General features: G+C 66.3%; 16 protein-coding genes. 7 read left to right on the forward strand and 9 right to left on the reverse strand.

All coding sequences use genetic code 11. The features are described from left to right. Nucleotides 1-4: 4 nt before the first annotated feature. Together AC3WRR_RS18765 and AC3WRR_RS18770 are read right to left on the reverse strand one after the other, a co-directional pair. Entirely contained in the window at nucleotides 5-1,327 is a 1,323-nt protein-coding gene (locus tag AC3WRR_RS18765; RefSeq protein WP_010810987.1) for a DUF1501 domain-containing protein, read from the reverse strand. Between the two features lie 13 nt (nucleotides 1,328-1,340). Continuing rightward, nucleotides 1,341-2,930 (reverse strand): DUF1800 domain-containing protein, encoded by a 1,590-nt coding sequence (locus AC3WRR_RS18770; protein WP_037024764.1) that lies wholly within the window; start codon nucleotides 2,928-2,930, stop codon nucleotides 1,341-1,343. Nucleotides 2,931-3,128: 198 nt separating this feature from the next. Between AC3WRR_RS18770 and AC3WRR_RS18775 the strand changes: the two genes are divergently transcribed. From AC3WRR_RS18775 to AC3WRR_RS18785, 3 genes are all read left to right on the forward strand, one after another. After that, nucleotides 3,129-4,052, forward strand: coding sequence for a DMT family transporter (locus AC3WRR_RS18775; RefSeq protein WP_010810985.1), 924 nt, complete (start codon nucleotides 3,129-3,131; stop codon nucleotides 4,050-4,052). Beyond that, a complete protein-coding gene (locus tag AC3WRR_RS18780) occupies nucleotides 4,036-4,800 on the forward strand; it encodes an AraC family transcriptional regulator (RefSeq protein WP_011617677.1) in 765 nt (254 codons plus the stop codon). Before AC3WRR_RS18775 ends, AC3WRR_RS18780 begins: the two co-directional genes overlap by 17 nt. Nucleotides 4,801-5,058: 258 nt before the next feature. Next, entirely contained in the window at nucleotides 5,059-5,679 is a 621-nt protein-coding gene (locus AC3WRR_RS18785) for a hemerythrin domain-containing protein (RefSeq protein ID WP_011617678.1), read from the forward strand. A gap of 263 nt (nucleotides 5,680-5,942) precedes the next feature. Here the strand turns inward: AC3WRR_RS18785 and AC3WRR_RS18790 are convergent, their stop codons facing one another. From AC3WRR_RS18790 to AC3WRR_RS18810, 5 genes are all read right to left on the reverse strand, one after another. Then, nucleotides 5,943-6,551, reverse strand: a complete 609-nt coding sequence (locus AC3WRR_RS18790) for a TetR/AcrR family transcriptional regulator (protein WP_231881459.1) — start codon at nucleotides 6,549-6,551, stop codon at nucleotides 5,943-5,945. A gap of 240 nt (nucleotides 6,552-6,791) precedes the next feature. Then, the gene (locus AC3WRR_RS18795) at nucleotides 6,792-7,754 is read right to left on the reverse strand and encodes a tripartite tricarboxylate transporter substrate binding protein (protein WP_439669338.1); all 963 of its coding nucleotides are present in this window, start codon (nucleotides 7,752-7,754) and stop codon (nucleotides 6,792-6,794) included. A gap of 45 nt (nucleotides 7,755-7,799) precedes the next feature. Next, nucleotides 7,800-8,600 (reverse strand): enoyl-CoA hydratase/isomerase family protein, encoded by an 801-nt coding sequence (locus tag AC3WRR_RS18800; protein ID WP_454751063.1) that lies wholly within the window; start codon nucleotides 8,598-8,600, stop codon nucleotides 7,800-7,802. Further along, the gene (locus tag AC3WRR_RS18805) at nucleotides 8,572-9,717 is read right to left on the reverse strand and encodes an acyl-CoA dehydrogenase family protein (protein ID WP_231881461.1); all 1,146 of its coding nucleotides are present in this window, start codon (nucleotides 9,715-9,717) and stop codon (nucleotides 8,572-8,574) included. Before AC3WRR_RS18805 ends, AC3WRR_RS18800 begins: the two co-directional genes overlap by 29 nt. 8 nt (nucleotides 9,718-9,725) lie before the next feature. Further along, a complete protein-coding gene (locus AC3WRR_RS18810; protein ID WP_439669342.1) occupies nucleotides 9,726-10,865 on the reverse strand; it encodes an acyl-CoA dehydrogenase family protein in 1,140 nt (379 codons plus the stop codon). 90 nt (nucleotides 10,866-10,955) lie between these two features. On the opposite strand from AC3WRR_RS18810, the gene AC3WRR_RS18815 reads away from it, so the two are divergent. After that, nucleotides 10,956-12,161, forward strand: a complete 1,206-nt coding sequence (locus AC3WRR_RS18815) for a CaiB/BaiF CoA transferase family protein (protein WP_439669344.1) — start codon at nucleotides 10,956-10,958, stop codon at nucleotides 12,159-12,161. Nucleotides 12,162-12,261: 100 nt separating this feature from the next. After that, nucleotides 12,262-15,675, forward strand: coding sequence for an adenylate/guanylate cyclase domain-containing protein (locus tag AC3WRR_RS18820; protein WP_492297800.1), 3,414 nt, complete (start codon nucleotides 12,262-12,264; stop codon nucleotides 15,673-15,675). Between the two features lie 64 nt (nucleotides 15,676-15,739). On the opposite strand, the gene AC3WRR_RS18825 is transcribed toward AC3WRR_RS18820, so the two are convergent. Both AC3WRR_RS18825 and dkgB read right to left on the reverse strand, forming a co-directional pair. Next, nucleotides 15,740-16,861, reverse strand: a complete 1,122-nt coding sequence (locus tag AC3WRR_RS18825; RefSeq protein WP_439672105.1) for an alkene reductase — start codon at nucleotides 16,859-16,861, stop codon at nucleotides 15,740-15,742. A gap of 7 nt (nucleotides 16,862-16,868) precedes the next feature. Next, nucleotides 16,869-17,672: a 2,5-didehydrogluconate reductase DkgB gene (dkgB, locus tag AC3WRR_RS18830; RefSeq protein ID WP_492297802.1), complete on the reverse strand. Its 804-nt coding sequence runs from the start codon at nucleotides 17,670-17,672 to the stop codon at nucleotides 16,869-16,871. A gap of 103 nt (nucleotides 17,673-17,775) precedes the next feature. On the opposite strand from dkgB, the gene AC3WRR_RS18835 reads away from it, so the two are divergent. Further along, nucleotides 17,776-18,678 (forward strand): LysR family transcriptional regulator, encoded by a 903-nt coding sequence (locus AC3WRR_RS18835; RefSeq protein WP_010810973.1) that lies wholly within the window; start codon nucleotides 17,776-17,778, stop codon nucleotides 18,676-18,678. Nucleotides 18,679-18,786: 108 nt separating this feature from the next. Further along, a complete protein-coding gene (locus AC3WRR_RS18840; RefSeq protein WP_011617685.1) occupies nucleotides 18,787-19,896 on the forward strand; it encodes an alkene reductase in 1,110 nt (369 codons plus the stop codon). Nucleotides 19,897-20,092 lie beyond the last annotated feature (196 nt).

The raw sequence follows: 20,092 nt of genomic DNA on the forward strand, positions 1-20,092 counted from the left end.
GGGGCTACACCAACCCGATATCCCGCCCCCGCACCCCCGGAAACACCTGCGCCAGCCGCGCCTCATCGAGCCCGTACAGCCTGCGGAAGACCCCGCCCAGCACCGCGCGGTACTCATTGCGCACCGGCCAGTCGCGGTTCTGGTTGAGCGTGGCTTGTTCCACCGCTACCTGCTCACCAGCGATGCGGCCGCCACGCACGGTGCCGCCCGCGATCCAGTAGACGGTGCCGTGGCCATGGTCGGTGCCGCGCGTGCCGTTCTCGCGGAAGGTGCGGCCGAACTCGGACAGCACCACCACGGTGGTCTTGTCCCACACAGGACCCATCTCGGCGGCGAAAGCAGACAGGCCGCGGCCGAGGTTGTCGAGCAGGCCGGCCAGTTGCCCCTGTGCGCCGCCCTGGTTGACGTGGGTGTCCCAGCCACCCACGTCGATAAAGCCCAGGTTGAAGCGCTCGCGCATCAAGCCCGCCATGCGCCGGGCCTCGACCTCGAATCCGCGCGCGCTGAGCGAGCGGCGGTTGGCGGCCTGCATTTCCTGCATGCGCGCTGCCATGGTGCCGGCGTCGTTGCCTGACATGCCGGGCTGCGGCTGCGCCTGGCGCGCCACCGTTTCGCGCAGCTCGAAGCCTTCATCGATCAGCGATTCGAAACGCGTGCCACGGTACATCTGCGCCAGCAGCTTCGCCTGGCGCGCATCGAACGGGGTGCGGCCGCTGCCCTTGAGCGAGACATTGGGCACGTCGCGCGGACCGGACAGCACCATCGGCAGGCCGTCGGTGAAGGCCACGGGCGCGGCCTGCCCGCCCATGGCCTGCGCCAGGCGGTTCAGGAAGCCGCTGCCGCGCAGCGCGGCCACGGACTTGCGGTCCTCGCCTTCGCCGGGCAAGCCGGCCTCGATCCCGTCCTGGGTCTCGAAGTGGCTGCGCGACAGGTCGTGCGTGCCGGCGAACGGCACGAAGGCCAACTGGCCGCGCTGCCATAGCGGCAGCATGGTCGCGGCCAATGCCGGGTGCAGCGCCCAGTCGCCGATGCCGCGCGCGGCGCTGTCGGCGGCAAAAGCCGGCGCCAGCGCCACTGCCGCGTTGGGGTCAGCGTCCGCACCGGCCGCGGGCGGGCGGCGAATGGCGATATTGGGCCGCGCGGCGTAATAGAAATCACTGCCGGCCGGCACCAGCGCGCTGGTGCCGTCATAGCCGCCGCGCAGGAACACCAGCAGGAAGCGCGCATCGGCCCGCGCCGGCAGCGCATAGACACGCGAGGCGATGGCGGGCAGGGCCAGCCCCAGCGTGGCGCCGCCCATCGTTTTCAGCCATTGTCGGCGTTGCATGGTCTGCTCCCTGTCAGCGCTGCATCCACTCGGGCGAGCCGAGCAGCACGGTATTCCATTCGGCCTGCGATTCCGCCTGGCCCAGCGCGGCGCGCGTGGCGGGGCCAAGGGTGGCTTCGATGGTGTCGAAGTACAGCTTGTTGCCAATCATCGGAAAGCGCGCGCCGCGCGGCCTCGCGCCATCGCCTGCAAACAATCCCGCCGGCCCCGAGCCGATCGCGCGCGCGATCTCGAAGCGCCGCACCATCTGGCCTGAGCTGGCCCACGCGCTTTCCGACGATGGATAGCCGTCCGGCGCCACGTGGCCGTAGAGCGGCTCGCCGAGCTGGTTCAGCCAGTTCATCACCGGGCGCAGGTTGGTCACGGGACGACCTTCATAGGCGAGCCGCATCGACGACACCACATAGACCATCGGATCCTTGAACTTGCGCGTGGGCGCCGCCAGTTGCCGGTCCAGTTCCGGCGCCAGGAACAAGGTGCGCAGCACCGCGGCGATATCGCCATCGGTGTACGTGAAGGTCTGCGCCATGCGCTCGACCAGCGCCGGCGGCGGGTTGTCGGCGATGAAATAGGCGGCCAGCTTGGCGCTGATAAAGCGCGCGGTGGCCGGCTCGCGCGCCAGGATCGACACCGCTCGCGCCACTTCGTCGAAGCCGGCCGGCTCGATGCGCTGGCCCAGCAGCGTCTTCGCACCGAAGTCATGGCGCGCGGGGTTGAATTCGAACAAACCCTCACTGCGGTACAGCCCCGCGCGCGCCGGCGGCAGCCGCGGCAGCGGCGTGCCGCGCAGGTTGACGCCCACGCCGGTCAGCACGCGCGCCAGCTCCTGCACGTCCTGCTGGGTGTAGCGGGAGCCGCTGGGGCCGCCCGATACGCCCATGGTATGCAGCTCCATCAGCTCGCGCGCGTAGTTCTCGTTGATGCGGTTGGCGCTGCTCTGGGCGTTGTCGAGGTAGACCAGCATGGCCGGCGCGGTCACGCTGGCCATCAGCAGGTCGCGGAAGCGGCCCAGCGCGTGCGGGCGGATGGCGCGCTCTTCGTAGTCGGCCAGCAGCAGCCGGACCTGGCCCTTGCCCGAGTAGACGTTGAAATGGTTCATCCAGAACCACGTCATTTGCTCGCGCAGCTGCGCCGGAGAATACAGCGCGCGCAGCAGGTGGCGCCGCGCGGCATCGGCCACGATCTCGCGGCCCTGCGCGTTCAGCGCCTGGCGGGCCTGCTGCTTGCTGTCGTCGTCGGGCAGCGCGTCGATGCGCTGGCGGGCGTCGCGTGCGGACTGGATCTGCGCGGCGGCATCGGCCTGCAGGTTGGGCAAGGCTGCGATGACGGCCGCCAGTTCGGGCGGATCGGCCAGCGGCAGCGTCAGTTGCTGGTCGAGGAAGCCCTTGCGGCCCAGCCGGCGCAGGTCGCCAAGGGTGGTCTGGTCAGCGCCGTAGGTGACAGTGTTGAGCCAGCGCAGGTCGGTGGCGGCGGTGCTGCCGCCAGCCTCGGCCGGCACCTGGGCGCAGGCGGCCAGGCACGCTGCCAGTGCCAGTGCCGCGGCGGCCCGCCAGGCGGCGAGCGCGCCCCGGCCGGATTGTCTCGAATGCTGCGCCGGATTCATGCCTTGCTCCTCGCCCTGTTCGATCAACATCACTATGTTACGTGGCAAGCGCACATTGGTTGACCCGGAGGCGCCGCCGGAGTGTTACCAGTGCTTTCAGCACGCCGATTGCCGGATTTGCCAAGACAGCGGCGCGCTGCCTGGCTAGCCTTGCGCTCTGTCCCTCCGATCCCGCCCCCGGCGGAAACGCCTGCTTGCATGTCGCGCCCCCTGTCCGCTGCCGCCTGGCTGCCCACCGTTGGCTTTGTCCTGATCTGGTCCACCGGCTTTATCGTCGGCAAGGCCATCGTGCCGCTGGCCGATACCAGCCTGTTCCTGCTGGGCCGCTTTGCCGTGGCGGCGCTAATGTTCGTGGCCTGGTCGCTGGCGGCGCGCGCGGCCTGGCCGCCGCTGCGCGAGGCGCCGCGCCACCTGCTGGCAGGCGCGCTGATGCAGGGCATCTACCTGTGCGCCGGCTACGGCGCCGTGGCCAGGGGCCTGCCGCCGACGATCATGGCCCTGCTAGGCGCGCTGCAGCCGCTGCTGACCGCGCTGCTTGCCATCCCCCTGCTGAAGGAGCTACCTTCCAGGCGGACGTGGCAGGGCCTGGCGCTGGGTGCGCTCGGCGTCGCGCTGGTGGTCGCCCCGGCGATGCAGGCCGGCATTCACCCGGCCGCGTCGGCCCTGTCGCCCTGGATCGTGCTGCTGGGCGTGCTGGCCATTGTCTCCATCACCATGGGAACCCTCTTGCAGAAACCCGCCATCGCCGCCTGTGACTTGCGCGCCAGTTCCGCCTGGCAGAACCTGGGCGCCATGCTGGTAGCCGCCGCGATGGTGGCGATCCAGGCCGCCGACGCGCCGCTGCACTGGCATGGTGGCGTGGCGCTGTGGGCCGGACTGGCATGGGCGGCGATCGGCCTGTCGGGCGCCGGCACCTGGCTGCTGGTCAGCCTGGTGCGGCGTGGCCAGGCCGCCAATGCCGCGGCGCTGATGTTCCTGGCGCCGCCGCTGGCCGCGCTGCAGGCCTGGCTGCTGTTCGGCGAACGGCTGGATGCGGTGCAGGCGCTGGGCATGGCGGTGGCCGGCGCGGGCGTCTGGCTGTGCCAGACCCCTGGCAGGTTGCGGCATGCCGAAGCCCGCTGAACCCCAAGCCTCGCCGCTGGTCGAGCATCGGCGCTACCGCCCGCAGCCTGATGGCCACCAGCACGGCTACCACCAGTTGCTGTTCGGTCTGGCCGGCGCCACCGAGCTGGAGATCGACGGCCACGTCTATCGCGTGGACGACCGCACCGGCCTGATCGTGCCGGCCGGCAGCCATCATGAATTCCTGGGCTTGGACGGCAACCTGCAGCTGGTGGCGGACTTCCCGGCGCGCTCGGTGGCACTGCCCGCGCGGCTGATGACGCGCCCGCGCACGTTCCCGCTGGACGGCGCCTTCGGCAGCCGCGTGCGCGCGCTGGCGGCATGGCGCGCCGCCGCAGCAGCACGCGGGCCGCAGACCGACTGGCACCTGGCGGCAACGCTGGCCGCGGCGCTGGCGGACTGCCTCGGCATGCCCGGCGACGAGCAGGTATTCCCGCTGATGGCCGTTGATGCCTACCTGCGCGCCAACCTGGCCGCGCCACTGCGCGTGGCGGAAGTCGCCGGGCATTTCGGCTGGAGCGTGCGGCGCTTCCAGACCCTGTTTGCCGAGGCCTTCGGCGATACCCCGCACCGCTACCAGACCCGGCTGCGGCTGGACCGCGCGCTGCAGCTGCTGACGCAATCCACGCTGCCGCTGGCCGAGATCGCGCTGGCGTCAGGCTACCCGGACCAGACCACCTTCACGCGCAGCTTCACGCGGCGCTTCGGGCAGCCGCCCGGGGCGTGGCGGGCGGCCGCACGCGGCTAGCCTGCCTGCGCGGTAGTCGATTCTGGCACCGGACTAACCGTGGTGACCCTCTCGCGTCGAGGCGAGTTAGAGGGCGGCGCAGGTTGAACGTGCGGCGTATAAGGCTTCCGCCCCTTGCGAGATCCGAGCGCTTAGCGCCGCATTGATCTGCGTCAGACTCAGATCATGCAGGGAAGCTATTGTGTCAATAGGGTCCCGCGAGTCCCGATATCGCATCGGACTCAACGGTCTGCTTGCCCAGTTTCCCAGGAGGGCGCCATGGCCACCCCACTAGCCACCTCGCTTCCAACTTCACCTTCCGCCGCGCTTTCCACCCCGGGCCCGACACCGCTTGCCGCCTGGCATACCGACCATATCCATTTCGCCTCAATGCTCGACCTGCTGGAAAAGCAGGTCAGCACCTTCCATCAGGGCGAGCAGCCCGACTACGGCCTGATGGCCACGATCATCCAATACCTGCGCAACTATGGCGATTGCGTGCACCACCCCCGTGAGGATGTTGCCTACGCGCTGCTCGTGGACCGGGATCCCGGCACGCGGATCATCATCAGCCGGTTACTGCAGGAACATCGCGTGATCGCCACAGTCGGCGCGGAATTGCTCGACCGCCTGCGTGAAGCCCAGAGCGAGGTGGTCACCTCGCGAGCGGCACTGGAAGCGGCCGCCGCCATGTACCTGGTGTACTACCGCAACCATCTGTCCACCGAGGAGAAACAGGTCATGCCGCGCGCCGCCCGGTTCCTGACCGAAGCGGACTGGGCGGAGGTCGCCGCCATCGATCCGGCCAGTGCCGATCCGCTATTCGGCGCCAATGTGGAGAGGCGCTTCGCGACTTTGCGCAAGCAGATCGACAGTGAAGCGAACGCGTCCATGCACTGAACGTCGGTCGCTTCGCGGCACTGCCGGGCCTCGGCTCAGAACTTATGCCTGCGGCGAGTGTCTTGGCCCTGGCAGAAACCGTCCCGGGCTTTTTAACGGCATCCGGCAACAGCAATGACGGACAGGTATTGCAGCCTATTTGCCGCTCTGGCGGCCCAGCAGCACCGTCTCGCCGGTCTCGCTCGAGTGCCGGCGCAGGGCGTCGTGGACCGAGGCGCCGGTGCCCTCAGCCCACCCTCAGCATCGCCATGACGATGGTTCTTCTATAGCAACCACTCCCCGATCATCCGCAGGATTTCCGCCTTCACGGCTGCAGGGTCCATGGAAGCCCGGTTCAGGCGGTGCACGGAGATACCGCGCAGCAGGCTCATCAGGATGAAGGCCGCGGATTTTGTGTCCACGTCCGCCCGGATCTGCCCAAGGGTCTTCGCCTCGTTGAGCTTGTACTCGACGTAGGCCATGTTCTTTTCGTTGTAGTCGTGGACAAAGCCATGCAGCGGCGAGTCGGCAACGGACGAGTCAAGCACGATGAAAAACATCGCGCGGATACTGTTGACCGCGTTTTCCGGCCGCTGGGTGTAGGCGTCCACCAGCGAATAGATGCCGTGAATGCCGCGGGTATCGCTGCCGTCCTTCTTGCGCTGGGCATTGAATTCACGCGAGAGCTGTTCCAGACATTCCTCCAGCAGCTTTTCCTTGGAGCCGAAGTGATTGTGCGCCAGGCCGCGGCTATAGCCCGCCTTGGTGCCGACTTCATTCATCGTCAGCCCGGCGAGGCCTTTTTCAGAAATCAGCTCGATTGCGGCCTGCACCATACGGCTGACAGACTCCTCACGCCGTTGCTCCTGGGTGCGACTGGTTTGCTGTTTCATAGGTAGTGAGCGATATGTCGCCTGCGGCGCGCCGACCGATGCATGGATCGGCCGGCTATGTCTCGAAGCAGTGGTAATGGTCCATGGCGCCGTTGTGGCTGCGTTGAACAGGATATGGGTCTGTTCACGCGGAGCTGCACGGCGCCCAAATTGTACCGAAGCGAACGGGCCACTTTTCAGAACTGCGTCGACACAAGGCCCTGCGTGCGCAGTTTCCGGCGCAGCAGTAAGGCCAGGCGCTCAACTCGGCCGGATATTGGCTTTTTCCGCCACACCCTTGAAGCGCAGGTATTCCGCACGCTGGAATTCCCCCAATTCGCCGAGCGCCTTCTTCAAAAAGGTACCCGCGCGCTTGGACTGGTATGCCTTTGCCGCCTCGGTCCCTTGCGCGGCGGAAATCGCTGCGGCAAGCTCCTTGAGCTTGTCCTGCGGGGTGCCGGCCTTCATCGAGAAGGACGACCACACGTAGGATTCAAAGTCCGCATAGCCCAGTTCCTTCATCGTCGGGACATTCGGCAACAGCTTGTCGCGCGCCCCGCCGGTAATCGCGAGCACGCGGAGCTTCTTGGCCTTTTCCATGGGGGCGATGCCGGTGATGTCGTTGAGGGCGATGTCCAGCCGGTTGCCGATCAGGTCCGTCACCATGGGCGCTCCGCCCTTGTACGGCACGGGCGTGGTCTTGATACCCGTTACCTGCGCCAGCCACTCGCCTACCAGGCGGTAGCCTTCGGAATAATTGCCGATCGAGATCGGGTTGCCCGTGGCCTTGTAGCGGGCCACCACATCCGCAATGCTGTTGTAGGGTGAATCGTTGCCGGCCACAAAAGCGGCGGCGGAGATCGCCAGGCCGTGCAGCGGCACCAGGTCCTTGAACGGGTCGTAGCCCAGGTCCTTCACCATCACCGGGTTCACCGCGATCAGCGAGTTGCTGCCCAGCAGGATGGTGTTGCCGTCCGCCTGCTCCGCCAGCACAGTGCGCACGGCGATGAGGCCGCTGGCCCCCGGCTTGTTCTCGACCACGATGGAGCGTCCCAGCGCCTTGCCGATCAGCTCCGCGTAAAAGCGCGCGCCCTCGTCCGAGCCGCTGCCCGCCGTGAAGGGCACGATGACGCGAATCGCCTTGCCCTGCGCCCGGGCGATGTAGGGGAAACCCAACGCTGCCGCGCCCGCCAGCAGCGTGGCGCCAAATTGTCTCCGTTGCATGGTGCTTGTCTCCTGTATATCGAAATGGTTTGGCCTTGGCCGGATTCAGTCTTCAAAGACCGGCAGCCGCCTTTCGGCCATGGCCTTCACGCCCTCGGCCATGTCCGGCCCCGCAAACTGGGTAGCCTGCTCCGCGCTCTCGCGCGAGATGGCGTTGCGGATGTGGCTGAGCGAGTCCGCTTTCAAGGTTTGGCGGGTGGACTGCAACGCACGCGGCGATGAAGTGGCCATTTCCCGGGCCAGTGCCATCGCGGCGGTGCGCACCTCCGCCTCGGGGACGATGAAGTCCACCAGCCCCAGCTCACTGGCGCGGGCGCCATCTACGCGGGCGCCGGTGTACAGCAACCACGCCGCCATCTGCTTGCCGATCAGCGCCGGCAGGGTGTAAGAGAGCGCGAAGCCAGGGTGAATCCCGAGCCGGTTGAAGTTGGCCGAAAACCGGGCCTTTGCGCATGACACCCGGAAGTCCGCCGCGAGCGCCAGGCCAAGGCCGCCACCCACGGCCGCGCCCTCGATGGCGGCCACAATCGGCTTGCTGAAACTGAAGATGCGCAGTGCCTCCAGATAGATGGGATTAATGCGCGAGGCGCTGCGCCCCTCCGCGCCATTGCGCCGCGAAAAATCCGCCCCCGCGCAGAACGCGCTGCCGCCCGCCTGCAGCAGCACCGCACGGCAGGTCTTGTCGGCCTGCAGCCGGTCCAGCTCGTCGGCAATCCGGGCAATCATCTCCACATCAAAGAAATTGTGCCGCGGGCGGTTCAGCTCGATGATGGCAACATGGCCGTCGCGGCTGGTCAGGATGGCCTGGTTCGGCGTCTCAGACATGGGTGGCGGTCCTTTCTGCATGCGTGGGTTGGGCTTGGTGGTCAGCCGGCGTTGCCGGGGCATCCGCCGACGGCAGGGTGCGCGCGGTCAGGTGCGGCCAGAACTGGTCCGAGCCTGCCTGGATGAACGCCTGGCCGAGGCGCTCTGCCCATTCGGTGCTGCTGCCGGCCTCGGCACGCCAGGCCCACAGGCGCCGCGTGGCAAAGTTCAGCGGGTATTCGTAGGTAAAGCCAATGGCGCCATGCACCTGGTGCGCAATCGAGGCACCCGTGCGCACCGCGTCGCTGGCCGTCACCTTGGCGACCGCGGCGCTGAATTCAGCCTGGGGCGCGCTGTCCTCCTGCATGGCGGGCAGATCGCGCAGTGCGGTGGCCGCAGCCGCGTAGCTGCAGGCCACCTCGCCGGCCAGCACGGCAATCTGCTGCTGGATAGCCTGGTTCTTGCCGATGGGCTTGCCAAACTGCACGCGGTCCTTCACATACTGCACCGCCAGGTCCAGCGCGTAATCCAGCGCGCCGGTCAGCTGCGCGGCGGTGGTGGCGGCGTAGAACACTTCCAGCGGCCGGCTCAGCCCGGAAATGCCAGCAGGCAGCACATGCGCCACGGGGGCATGGTCAAGCACCACCGTGTCGGCCGGCAGCGATGCGGCATCGGCCTTTGGCTCCACCCGCACGCCAGTCCCCTTGGCATCCACCAGGCAGACGTGGCCTGCCGCCTCCACCACCAGCCAATGGGCATGGCGCGCCCACTTCACCGCTGTCATCGTGCCGGTGAGGGTGGCGGGCGTCCCCGCCTCATTGCCGGTCAGTGCCAGTGCCCGCGTCTGCGCGCCGGCGGCCAGCGCAATCACGCTGCCGGCCGCCAGGTCCAGCCCGCTGCGCGATGCCAGGTACTGCCCCACCACCGCCTGCGACAGCGGCACCGGCGCCTGGGTATAGCCGACCTGGTAGAACAGGGACAACGCTTCCGGCCACGAGGCCTCGATGCCGCCATGCGCCTCGCGGCAGAGAATCTTGGTCATGCCGGCGTCGGCGATGGCTTGCCACAGTGCGCCGGCAAATTCACCGGTCTCGACAGCGGTCAGCAGCTCGCGGCTCACCTCGTTGGCCAGCAGTCGCTTGACGGTTTCTTCAATCATGTTGTCGCTCATCGCAGCCCCAGTCCTTTCGCAATAATTCCGCGCAAAATCTCTCTCGTGCCCCCGCGCAGCGAGAACGATGGCGCCGCCAGCGTCACCAGGTTCAGCACCTGGTCGAACTCGCTGCCATCCCCCAGCCGGTCGGGGAATACCTCGTAGGCAATGTCGGGCAGCGACTGCTCCAGCAGCGCGCCCTGGTCCTTGACGATGGAGGCGGCCAGCGACGGGTCCTGCCCCTCGGCCATCATCAGCGCGATGCCCTGCGACATCTGGCGCAAGGTGGCGTAGCGCGCGATTACCTTGCCGATGGCCACGGCCTGCTGACGGTTGCCTGCCTGCGCCGCATCCAGCATCTCCAGCAGCAGTTGCGTGCTGCTCAGGAAGCGCTCCGCGCCCGATCGCTCGTACTTCAGTTCATTGATTACCTGGCTCCAGCCCTTGCCCTCCTCGCCCACCAGGTGGTCGTCGGGCACGAACACGTCGTCGAGGATCACCTCGTTGAAGATGCGCGTGCCCAGCTGCGAGACGATCGGGCGCACCGTCACGCCGGGGCGGTCCATCTCGATGAAGATCTGGCTCATGCCGGCGTGGCGGTCATCGCCACGTTCGCTGGTGCGCACCAGGGCCACCATGTAGTGCGCATGGTGCGCGCCCGAGGTCCACACCTTGCGGCCGTTGATCTTCCAGCCGCCTTCAACCTTGGTGCCGCGGGTGCGGATGGAAGCGAGATCCGAGCCCGAGTCCGGTTCGCTCATGCCGATGCAAATGAACGCCTCGCCCCGGCGGATCTGCGGGATGACTTTGGGAGCAAGCTGGTCGCGGCTGTAGCGGATGAGCAGCGGCCCCATCTGCCGGTCAGCGGCCCAGTGCGCGCCCATCGGGGCACCTACGGCCAGCAGTTCCTCCAGCATCACATAGCGCTCCAGCATGCTCTTTCCGCCGCCGCCGATGTCGGTTGGCCAGGTCATGCCGAGCCACCCTTTTTCGCCCATCTTCCTGGAGAAACCCGGGTCGCGGCCGGCCCAGTTATGTGCCCGCTCGACGCGTGAATACTTTGTGATGTGCTCCCTGGCAAAGGCCCTTGCCTCCTCCCGGAGCGCCTCGCATTCGGGTGGCAGGTCCCCGACCGTGATGTGCAACGTATCCATGTTTATCCTTACTTGCTTGCTGACAAGCAACACTATAGAGTGGATACAACGAATCTGCTCTAGGTAATAACGATGAGAAGCGAGGCAACCATGAATGCAAGCGACACGACGAACGACCAGAAGAAGCCGGACGCCGCCGCTCCCCGAGGCCCTCTTGCCGGTATCCGCGTGCTGGATCTGACCGCGGTGGTACTGGGTCCCGTCGCCACCCAGGTGCTGGCGGACTATGGCGCCGAGGTGATCAAGGTAGAACCGCCCGAGGGCGACCTGATGCGTGCAAACGGCGTGAGCCGCACGCCCGGCATGAGTTCCACCTTCATGAATATCAACCGCAACAAGAGTTCGGTGTGCATCGACCTCAAGGCGGAAGAAGGCAAGGCACAGCTACGCCAGCTGATCGGCCGCTGCGACGTGCTGGTGCACAACATCCGCATCAAGGCGATCGAGCGGCTGGGGTTCGGCTACGATTCGGTGGCGCAGATCAACCCGGGCATCGTCTACTGCGCCGCCACCGGCTTTGGCGAGGGCGGCGCCTTTGCCGGCCAGCCCGCATTCGACGACATCATCCAGGGCGCCTGCGGCCTGGCCCATCTGGTGGGACACGAAAGCGGCGTCCCTGACTACCCGCCCACCCTGCTGGCCGACAAGATCGCGGGCCTGGCCACGGCCAACGCCATCCTGGGCGCGATCGTCCACAAGGTCCGCACCGGCGAAGGCCAGTACGTCGAAGTGCCGATGTTCGAGACAATGGTCGCCTTCACGATGACGGAGCATCTGGGCGGCCACGGCTTTCAGCCGCCCATTGGCGACGCTGGCTATGCGCGCCTGCTCAAGGGCGGCCGCAAGCCCTCGCCCACCCAGGACGGGTACATCGCCCTGCTGCCCTATACGGAGCAGCACTGGAAGGCCTTCTTTCACCGCTTCGGGCGCGGCGAATTCATCGAACAGTTCAACATCAGCAGCCGGATCGAGCGCAACAAGAACATCCAGGCGATCTATGCGGAGCTGCGCAACATCACCGCGCGGTACACCACAAAAGAGATGATGGACGTGTGCCGCGAGATGGATATCCCGGTCGCGGAAATGTATTCCATCCACACCATCCAGACCCATCCCCAGGTACAAAGCACCGGGCTGTTCCAGACCATGACGCACCCCACCGAAGGCGACGTGGTAACCACCCGCCCGACAGCCCTGTTCTCCAGGACGCCTGCTTCGATCTATAAGCCTGCCCCTCGTCTCGGCGAGGATACTGAGCGGGTCTTGGGTTCCAGGTCCGTGAAATGTTCGAATTGAAGCCGAACCTGAAAAACACGGCCAAGCAGCCGCCCATTGATCCCAAAGTGGAGAAAGCGTCTAATCATCAAGAGAAGGGACCTGAAGTGACGAGGTCTGTATGCACTGCACAAACTGCGGATCCGAGAACCCTCCTGACGCGAGGTTCTGCAAGGATTGCGGATCACGACTGGGCCGACGCTGCCCGCACTGTGGCCACGACTCGGGTTCGGCCGACAGGTTTTGTACCGCATGCGGCGCATCGCTGGCCTTACCCACTGTCGGCCCTTCCGATGAAAACCAGCTGACGGCGGCGCCCGCTCCCATCGACTACACCCCACGCCACCTGGTCGAACGCATCCTGGCGCAGCAGGCGGCGATGGAAGCCAGGGGCGCGACCGCCGGCGAGCGCAAGACCATCACGGCGCTGTTCGCCGACATGGCGGGTTCCACGGCGCTGATTCACGACCTGGACCCGGAAGAAGCGCGCCGCCTGATCGATCCCGTGATCGCGCTGATGATGGAGGCCGTGCACCACTACGAAGGCTATGTCGCCAAGTCGCTGGGCGACGGCATACTGGCCCTGTTCGGTGCGCCCATCGCGCATGAAGACCACCCGCAGCGCGCGCTGTATGCGGCGCTGCGGATGCAGGAAGCGATGCGCCGCCACGGCGACCGCATCCGCCTGGAGCAAGGCATACCGCTCCAGATCCGGGTGGGCATCCACACCGGCGAGGTGGTGGTGCGGTCCATCCGCCGCGACGACCTGCATACCGACTACGATCCGGTAGGACACACGATCAACATTGCCTCGCGGATGGAAAGCATCGCCACGCCGTCGTCCATTCTGGTCAGCGAGGCGACCTGCAGGCTGACGGAGGGGTATTTCGACTTCAAGGCCCTGGGCGCAACCCAGGTGAAGGGCATTAGGGAGCCGCTTGCCGTGTATGAAGTGCTGCGCCTGGGCGTGTTGCGCACGCGCCTGCAGGTGGCGCAACGCCGCGGCCTGGCGCAGTTCGTAGGCCGCGAGGGTGAGCTGGCGCAATTGCGTGACGCGCTGGAGCGGGCCAAGGCGGGACACGGGCAGATCGTGGGCGTGGTCGGCGAGGCCGGGGTCGGCAAGTCACGGCTGTTCCATGAGTTCAAGGTGCTGTCGCAGCGCGGCTGCATGGTGCTTGAGACCTTCTCGGTGTCGCACGGCAAGTCGTTCGCGTACCTGCCGCTGATCGACCTGGTGAAGAATTATTTCCAGATCGAGCCGCTCGATGATGAGCGCAGGTGCCGCGAGAAGGTCGCCGGCAGGATGCTGATGCTGGACCGCACACTGGAAGAGCTGCTGCCTTACCTGCTTTTCCTGCTGGGTATCAGCGAGCCGGGTTCGGCATTGCCGAACATGGATCCCCGCATCCGGCGCCAGCGCACCTTCGACGCAATCACGCGCCTGCTGGTCCGAGAGAGCCACAACCAGCCGCTCGAGTTGATCTTCGAGGACCTGCAATGGCTGGACAGCGAGACCGAGGCGTTCCTGGATGTCCTCGCCAGCCACCTGCCAGGTGCCAGGATCCTGCTGCTGCTCAACTATCGGCCCGAGTACCAGCATGGCCGACATCAGCCGGACGGCTACACCGAGCTACGGCTCGATCCGCTGGGCCAGGCCGAGGCCCAGGAACTGCTCGCCGCGCTGCTTGGCGACGATCCCGCGCTGATGCCGCTCAAGCGGCTCATCCTGGACAAGACCGAGGGCAATCCATTCTTCATGGAGGAAGTGGTGCAGACCTTGTCCGAGGAGAAGGCCCTGCTCGGCGAACCTGGCCACTACCGGATCGAGCAGACCCCGATCGCGCTGCATATTCCCACCACGGTCCAGGGCGTACTGGCCGCCCGCATCGACCGGCTGCCCCGCCCCGAGAAAGACTTGCTGCAGAGCCTTGCCGTGATCGGCAAGGAGTTTTCCCTGAGCCTGATCCAGCGCGTGGTCTCCCAGCCGGAGGAACAGTTGCAGCCGCTGCTGGCCAGGCTGGAGGCCGGCGAATTCATCTACGAGCGGCCCGCATTCCCGGATACGGAGTACATGTTCAAGCATGCGCTGACCCAGGAAGTCGCCGGCAGCTCGCTGCTGACCGAGGAGCGCACCGCGCTGCACCAACGCACGGCGCAGGCAATCGAAGCCCTGTTCCAGCATCAGCTGAAGGATCACTACAGCGAGCTGGCCCGGCACTACAGCCTGAGCGGCAATGAACCGAAGGCCGTCGAGTACCTGCAGTGCACCGGCCAGCAGGCAGTGCAGCGCTCCGCGTACCACGAAGCGATCCGCCACCTGAATGCCGCGCTGGAATTGCTCCAGCGCCAGCCCGATTCGCCCGAACGCGCCCGCCAGGAACTCACGCTGCGCCTTGCCATCGGGCCGGCGCTGATCGCCGCCAGGGGCTTTGCCTCGTCCGAGGTCGAAACCACTTACAGCCGTGCCCTGGCGCTGTGCGGTGAGGTCGGGGAGACCCCGCAGCTCTTTCCCACGCTGGTCGGCCTGCGCACGTATTTCTCCCTGCGCGCCGAGCATCGCAAGGCTTACAAGCTGGGCAAGCAACTGCTTGCCCAGGCCAGGAAGACGCAGGACCCGGAGCTATTGGGCGAGGCCCATGTCTCGCTCGCCACGACCTTGTATTACTGCGGGAAGTTCAGGGCCTCCGATGGCCACCTGCGAGATGCGCTCGCCCTCTATGGCGCCAAACCGGATCACGTCCATGTGAATATGCATGGCGTCGACCCGGAGTCACGGGCGCTATCCTTTTCGGCATTGGTCCTGTGGAATCTCGGCTATCCGGACCAGGCCTGCAAGCGAGCACAGAATTCGCTCACGCTGGCCCGGCAGCTGTGCCATCCCTTCAGTCTCGCGCATGGCCTCTGCCTGGCGGCCGAGCTGCACCAGTTCCGCTGCGACCCAAGGCTCACGCTCGAGTGCGCCGACGCGGCCATCGCGCTCTCAAGCGAGCAGGGCTTCCCCGTGTGGCTTGCCTGGTCGACCTTCCTGCGCGGTTGGGCCCTGGCCGAGCAAGGGCAGCATGAGCAAGGCATCGCGCAGATGCGCCAGGGGCTGGCGGCGTACCACGCTACCGGCGCGGCGCTGGGGCATTCGCACTTCCAGCAACTGTTGGCGCAGATCTACGCACGCATGGGACAGGTGGATTCAGCCCTGGACGCGCTAGCCGAAGCGCAAGACGCGGTGCAAAGGACCGGTGAGCACTATTGCGAAGCTGAGTGGCATCGGGTCAAGGGCGAGATGATCCTTCACGGCTGCCGTTCTGATGGCCTTCTGTCTGAAGATGACGCGCAAGCGTGTTTTCACCAGGCGATCACGGTAGCCCGCAAGCAGAATGCCAGGTCGCTGGAGTTGCGGGCCTCACTGAGCCTTGCACGGCTCTGGCAACGCCAGGGCAGGCCCGAGCCGGCCAGGCAACTGCTGGACCAGATCCGCGGCGCATTTACCGAAGGGCTGGACAGCGCGGACATGCGCGACGTCGTGGCGGCATGCCGTTGATGACGATTTCGCCGCCAGCGGCGATTTGCGCCAGTGTTTACATTCTGAATCTCCTGATTTCCACTCAGGCCGCCCTGGCGGCCAGTGCGGGATAGTCGGTCAGCCCGCGTGCACCACCACCAAACAGCGTGTCGCGGTCATGGGGGTTGAGCGTCGCGCCAGCGCGCAGGCGCTCCGGCAGGTCGGGGTTGGCCACGAACGGCCGGCCGAAGGCAATCAGATCGGCCCATCCCTCGTTCAGCGCGGCCTGCGCACGTTCCGCGGTGTACTTGCCGGCGTAGATCAGCGTGCCCCGATACACCTCGCGCAGCCGCTGCTTGAATGCGGCGGGCATATGTGGCGCATCGTCCCAGTCGGCCTCGGCGATATGGATGTAGCCCACGCCCAGCTCGCCGAGCAGCTTTGCCGCGGCCGCATAGGTGGTTTCCGGATCGGCGTCGACGCAGCCATTGAGCGTGGTCAGCGGCGCCAGGCGGATACCGACCCGGTCCTTGCTGCCCGTGCCCTCGATCAGCGCCTGCGTCACCTCGCCCAGGAACCGCAGGCGGTTTTCTAGCGAGCCGCCATATTCGTCGGTACGGTTGTTGGCTTCCGAGTCGATGAACTGGTTGACCAGATAGCCGTTGGCCGCGTGCAGTTCCACACCGTCGAAGCCGGCCGCCATCGCGTTGCGCGCGGCCTGGCGGAATTCGTCGACGATGGCGTGGATCTCTTCCACCTTGAGCGCGCGCGGGTGGGATGCCTGCACGAAGCCCGGCTTGCCATCCTGATCGGCGACGAACACGTTCACACCGTGCGCCGGGATGGCGGACGACGACACCGGTGCGTGGCCATCGAGCAGACTGACATGGCTCAGGCGGCCCACGTGCCAGAGCTGCGCGAAGATGCGCCCGCCCGCTTCATGCACGGCAGCGGTGACCTTGCGCCAGCCGGCGACCTGCGCCGGCGTGTGGATGCCGGGCGTCCACGCATAGCCCTTGCCGAGCGGCGAAATCCAGGTGCCCTCGCTGACGATCAGGCCGGCGCTGGCGCGTTGCGCGTAGTACTCGGCCATCAGTTCGTTCGGCACGTCGTCGGGCTGGCTTGCGCGCGAACGCGTCATCGGCGGCATCACGATGCGATTGGGCAGCGTGAGGGCACCCAGCGAATGCGGCTGGAACAGCGGATCGTGTGTATCGGACATCATGGCCTCCTCAGTCCCAGGCCGGGGCCAGGCCCTCGGGGCTGACCTCGCGGCCGTTGCGCTCCAGCGCGGCGACCTGGGCCATGTCGTCGGCGTCGAGCTTCAGGTCGCGCGCCAGCAGGTTGCTGGCCAGGTTCTCGCGCCTGGTCGACGACGGAATCACCGCATAGCCGAGTTGCAGCGCCCATGCCAGCGCAACCTGCGCGACGGTGGCGCGGTGCTTGTTCGCGATCTGCGCCAGCACCGGGTCCTTCAGCACCTTGCCGTAGGCCAGCGTCATGTACGACGTCACGGCGATGCCCTGCTCCTTCAGGAACGCGGCGAGCTTGTGGTTCTGCAGATAGGGGCTCAGTTCGATCTGGTTGGTGGCGATTTCGCCCTTGCCAACCGCATCGAGCGCCTGCTTCGTCAGTGCGATATTGAAGTTGGAAACACCGATCTGCCGCGTCAGGCCCAGCGCCTTGGCTTCGGCCAGCGCCGCCATGTATTCGGGCAGCGCCACGCCATTGCCCGGCGCCGGCCAGTGGCTCAGGGTCAGGTCGACGTAGTCGGTGCGCAGCTTGTCCAGGCTTTCGCGCAGGCTCGGCACAAGCTTGCCGGCGGCGTAGTTCGCCGTCCAGATCTTGGTGGTCACAAACAGTTCATCGCGCTTCACGCCGGCCTCGGCGATAGCCTGGCCGACGTCGGCCTCGTTGCCGTAGATCTGTGCCGTATCGACGGCGCGATAGCCCAGGTCCAGCGCGTTGCGCACCGAATCGATCACGGCCTGGCCGGTCAGGCGGAAAGTCCCGACACCAAATGAAGGAACGCTCATGGTGCAACTCCTATGAAGGAAACTCGAATGCACGCAGTTTGCCGCCCTTACCTTTGCGGATAAAGCCGTGTATAAGGGAAATTCATTTGATTTGAAATCAATAATGAAGACGACCATCGACGAACTGCTGGCCTTTGCCGCCGTGGTGGACACCGGCTCGATCACGGCGGCCGCCGAGCAGCTCAAGCTGACGGTCTCCGCCGCCAGCCGCACCCTGGGCCGGCTGGAGGAGAAACTGCAGACCACGCTGCTGCGGCGAACCACGCGGCGGCTGGAGCTGACCGAGGAAGGGGCGGCATTCCTGGAACACGCCCGCGCCATCCTGGCGATGGTTGACGAGGCGGAAGAGCAGATCGCGGCGCGCCGCCTGCGGCCGGTTGGGCGCTTGCGGGTGGATGCGGCAACGCCGTTCATGCTGCATGTGATCGTGCCGCTGCTGGAGGGCTTTCGCGCCAGCTACCCGGAAGTGGAACTGGAACTCAACTCGAACGAAGGCATCATCGACCTGATCGAAAAGCGCACCGATGTGGCGTTCCGCATCGGCCAGCTGAAGGACTCAACGCTGCATGCGCGCCCCATCGGCACCAGCCGAATCCGCATCCTGGCCAGTCCCGGCTACCTGAAGCGCCACGGCACGCCCACCAAGCCGGCGCAGCTCGCGCAGCATGCGCTGCTGGGCTTCACGCAGCCGGAATCGCTGAACGACTGGCCGCTGCGCGACGACGACGGCAGCGTGCTGCATATCAAGCCAACCATCGCCTCGTCCAGCGGCGAGACCCTCCGGAGCCTGGCCCTGAACGGCCAGGGCATTGCCTGCCTGTCGGACTTCATGACGCGCGACGATCGGCAAGACGGGCGGCTGGTGCAGCTGTTTGCGAAACAGACCCTCGATGTGCGCCAGTCGATCAACGCGGTCTACTATCGCAACACCGCGTTGGCGTCCCGCATCACCTGCTTTGTCGAGTATGTGGTCAAGGTGCTTGGCCAGAAGCCGTTCGAGAGCTAGTTTTCATATTTGATGCCAGATCAAAAGTATTTGACCGATACACGGCTTAATCTGCAAAGATGAACCGGGCAAACTGCGCTCCATCGAAACCCATTCCCTGGAGCACAAATGAGCCCCCTCTTCAAGCCCTTTGCCATGGCCGAGCAAACGCTATCCAACCGGATCGCCATGGCGCCGCTGACCCGTTCGCGCAACCCGGACGGGGTGCCCAACGATCTCAACGCGCTCTACTACGGCCAGCGTGCCGACGCCGGCCTGATCGTGACCGAAGGCACGGTGATCTCGCCCAGCGCGCAGGGATTCCTGTTCAATCCGGGCCTCTACACGCCGCAACAGGTTGAAGGCTGGCGCAAGGTGACCGACGCGGTGCATGCGAAGCGCGGAACGATCTTCACGCAGCTCTGGCACGTCGGCCGGGTGAGCCACGTCTCGATCCAGCCTGGCGGCATCCAGCCGGTCAGCGCAACCGACCAGGTTGCGAAGAACACCAAGGCCTGGGGCTATACCGCCGACGGCACGCCCGGTGCGGTCGATGTATCCGCGCCGCGCGCGCTGGCCAGCGGTGAGGTCTACGGCGTAATCGCCGATTTCGCGGAAGCCGCGGCCAATGCGATCGCCGCCGGCTTCGACGGCGTGGAACTTCACGGTGCCAATGGCTACCTGATCGAACAGTTCCTGAACCCGACGGTGAACGACCGCACCGACGAATTCCGTGGCGACACGCTGGAAGGCCGTACCCGCTTTGTACTGGCTGCCATCGACGCCGTGGCAGCCCGGATCGGCGCGCATCGCACGGCCATCCGCCTGTCTCCCTATGGCGGACTGGGCGACATGGCCGAGTACCCTGAGCTGGAGCAGACCTATCTCCATCTGGCCGACGAGCTCTCGAAGCGGAATATCGCCTACGTCCACCTCATGGACCAGAGCACGCGCGGCAGCTCGGCCACGCCGGGCGACTTCCTGGCAAGGTTCCGACGTCGCTTCACGGGTGCGCTGATCCTTGCGGGTGGCATGACACGCGCACGCGCCGAGCAGCTGATTGCCGATGACCTGATCGACATTGCCGCCTTCGGCGAGCCGTTCATCGCCAACCCCGATCTGGTTGCCCGGCTTGAGAACAACTGGCCGCTGGCCTCGTCGGACCGCGCGCACCACTACGGTGGCGGCGCCGAGGGCTACACGGACTATCCCGCCTACGACGGCGCCGCCGCAGCCTGAACTGCGCCAGACCACCTCGCGCAGCTTCACGCGGCGCTTCGGGCAGCCGCCCGGGGCGGGTGTCCGCACACGGATAGCAAGGCTGCACTCAGTCCACCGAGCCACACGATTGCGCGCGGGGGTGTCGCCGCTCAGGTCGTCAGCAATTTTTCCTGATTTTCACCACGAATTCAGCAACAAATACCCGCGTTATCTG

It is taken from the genome of Cupriavidus sp. FW305-3-2-15-C-LB2 (assembly GCF_058787575.1).

What these genes read in the sequence shown, in the direction of transcription:
- AC3WRR_RS18765 (WP_010810987.1), bottom strand. Translation starts at nt 1,327, where the DNA reads ATGCAACGCCGACAATGGCTGAAAACGATGGGCGGCGCCACGCTGGGG.
- AC3WRR_RS18770 (WP_037024764.1), bottom strand. Translation starts at nt 2,930, where the DNA reads ATGAATCCGGCGCAGCATTCGAGACAATCCGGCCGGGGCGCGCTCGCC.
- AC3WRR_RS18775 (WP_010810985.1), top strand. Translation starts at nt 3,129, where the DNA reads ATGTCGCGCCCCCTGTCCGCTGCCGCCTGGCTGCCCACCGTTGGCTTT.
- AC3WRR_RS18780 (WP_011617677.1), top strand. Translation starts at nt 4,036, where the DNA reads ATGCCGAAGCCCGCTGAACCCCAAGCCTCGCCGCTGGTCGAGCATCGG.
- AC3WRR_RS18785 (WP_011617678.1), top strand. Translation starts at nt 5,059, where the DNA reads ATGGCCACCCCACTAGCCACCTCGCTTCCAACTTCACCTTCCGCCGCG.
- AC3WRR_RS18790 (WP_231881459.1), bottom strand. Translation starts at nt 6,551, where the DNA reads ATGAAACAGCAAACCAGTCGCACCCAGGAGCAACGGCGTGAGGAGTCT.
- AC3WRR_RS18795 (WP_439669338.1), bottom strand. Translation starts at nt 7,754, where the DNA reads ATGCAACGGAGACAATTTGGCGCCACGCTGCTGGCGGGCGCGGCAGCG.
- AC3WRR_RS18800 (WP_454751063.1), bottom strand. Translation starts at nt 8,600, where the DNA reads ATGCAGAAAGGACCGCCACCCATGTCTGAGACGCCGAACCAGGCCATC.
- AC3WRR_RS18805 (WP_231881461.1), bottom strand. Translation starts at nt 9,717, where the DNA reads ATGATTGAAGAAACCGTCAAGCGACTGCTGGCCAACGAGGTGAGCCGC.
- AC3WRR_RS18810 (WP_439669342.1), bottom strand. Translation starts at nt 10,865, where the DNA reads ATGGATACGTTGCACATCACGGTCGGGGACCTGCCACCCGAATGCGAG.
- AC3WRR_RS18815 (WP_439669344.1), top strand. Translation starts at nt 10,956, where the DNA reads ATGAATGCAAGCGACACGACGAACGACCAGAAGAAGCCGGACGCCGCC.
- AC3WRR_RS18820 (WP_492297800.1), top strand. Translation starts at nt 12,262, where the DNA reads ATGCACTGCACAAACTGCGGATCCGAGAACCCTCCTGACGCGAGGTTC.
- AC3WRR_RS18825 (WP_439672105.1), bottom strand. Translation starts at nt 16,861, where the DNA reads ATGATGTCCGATACACACGATCCGCTGTTCCAGCCGCATTCGCTGGGT.
- dkgB (WP_492297802.1), bottom strand. Translation starts at nt 17,672, where the DNA reads ATGAGCGTTCCTTCATTTGGTGTCGGGACTTTCCGCCTGACCGGCCAG.
- AC3WRR_RS18835 (WP_010810973.1), top strand. Translation starts at nt 17,776, where the DNA reads ATGAAGACGACCATCGACGAACTGCTGGCCTTTGCCGCCGTGGTGGAC.
- AC3WRR_RS18840 (WP_011617685.1), top strand. Translation starts at nt 18,787, where the DNA reads ATGAGCCCCCTCTTCAAGCCCTTTGCCATGGCCGAGCAAACGCTATCC.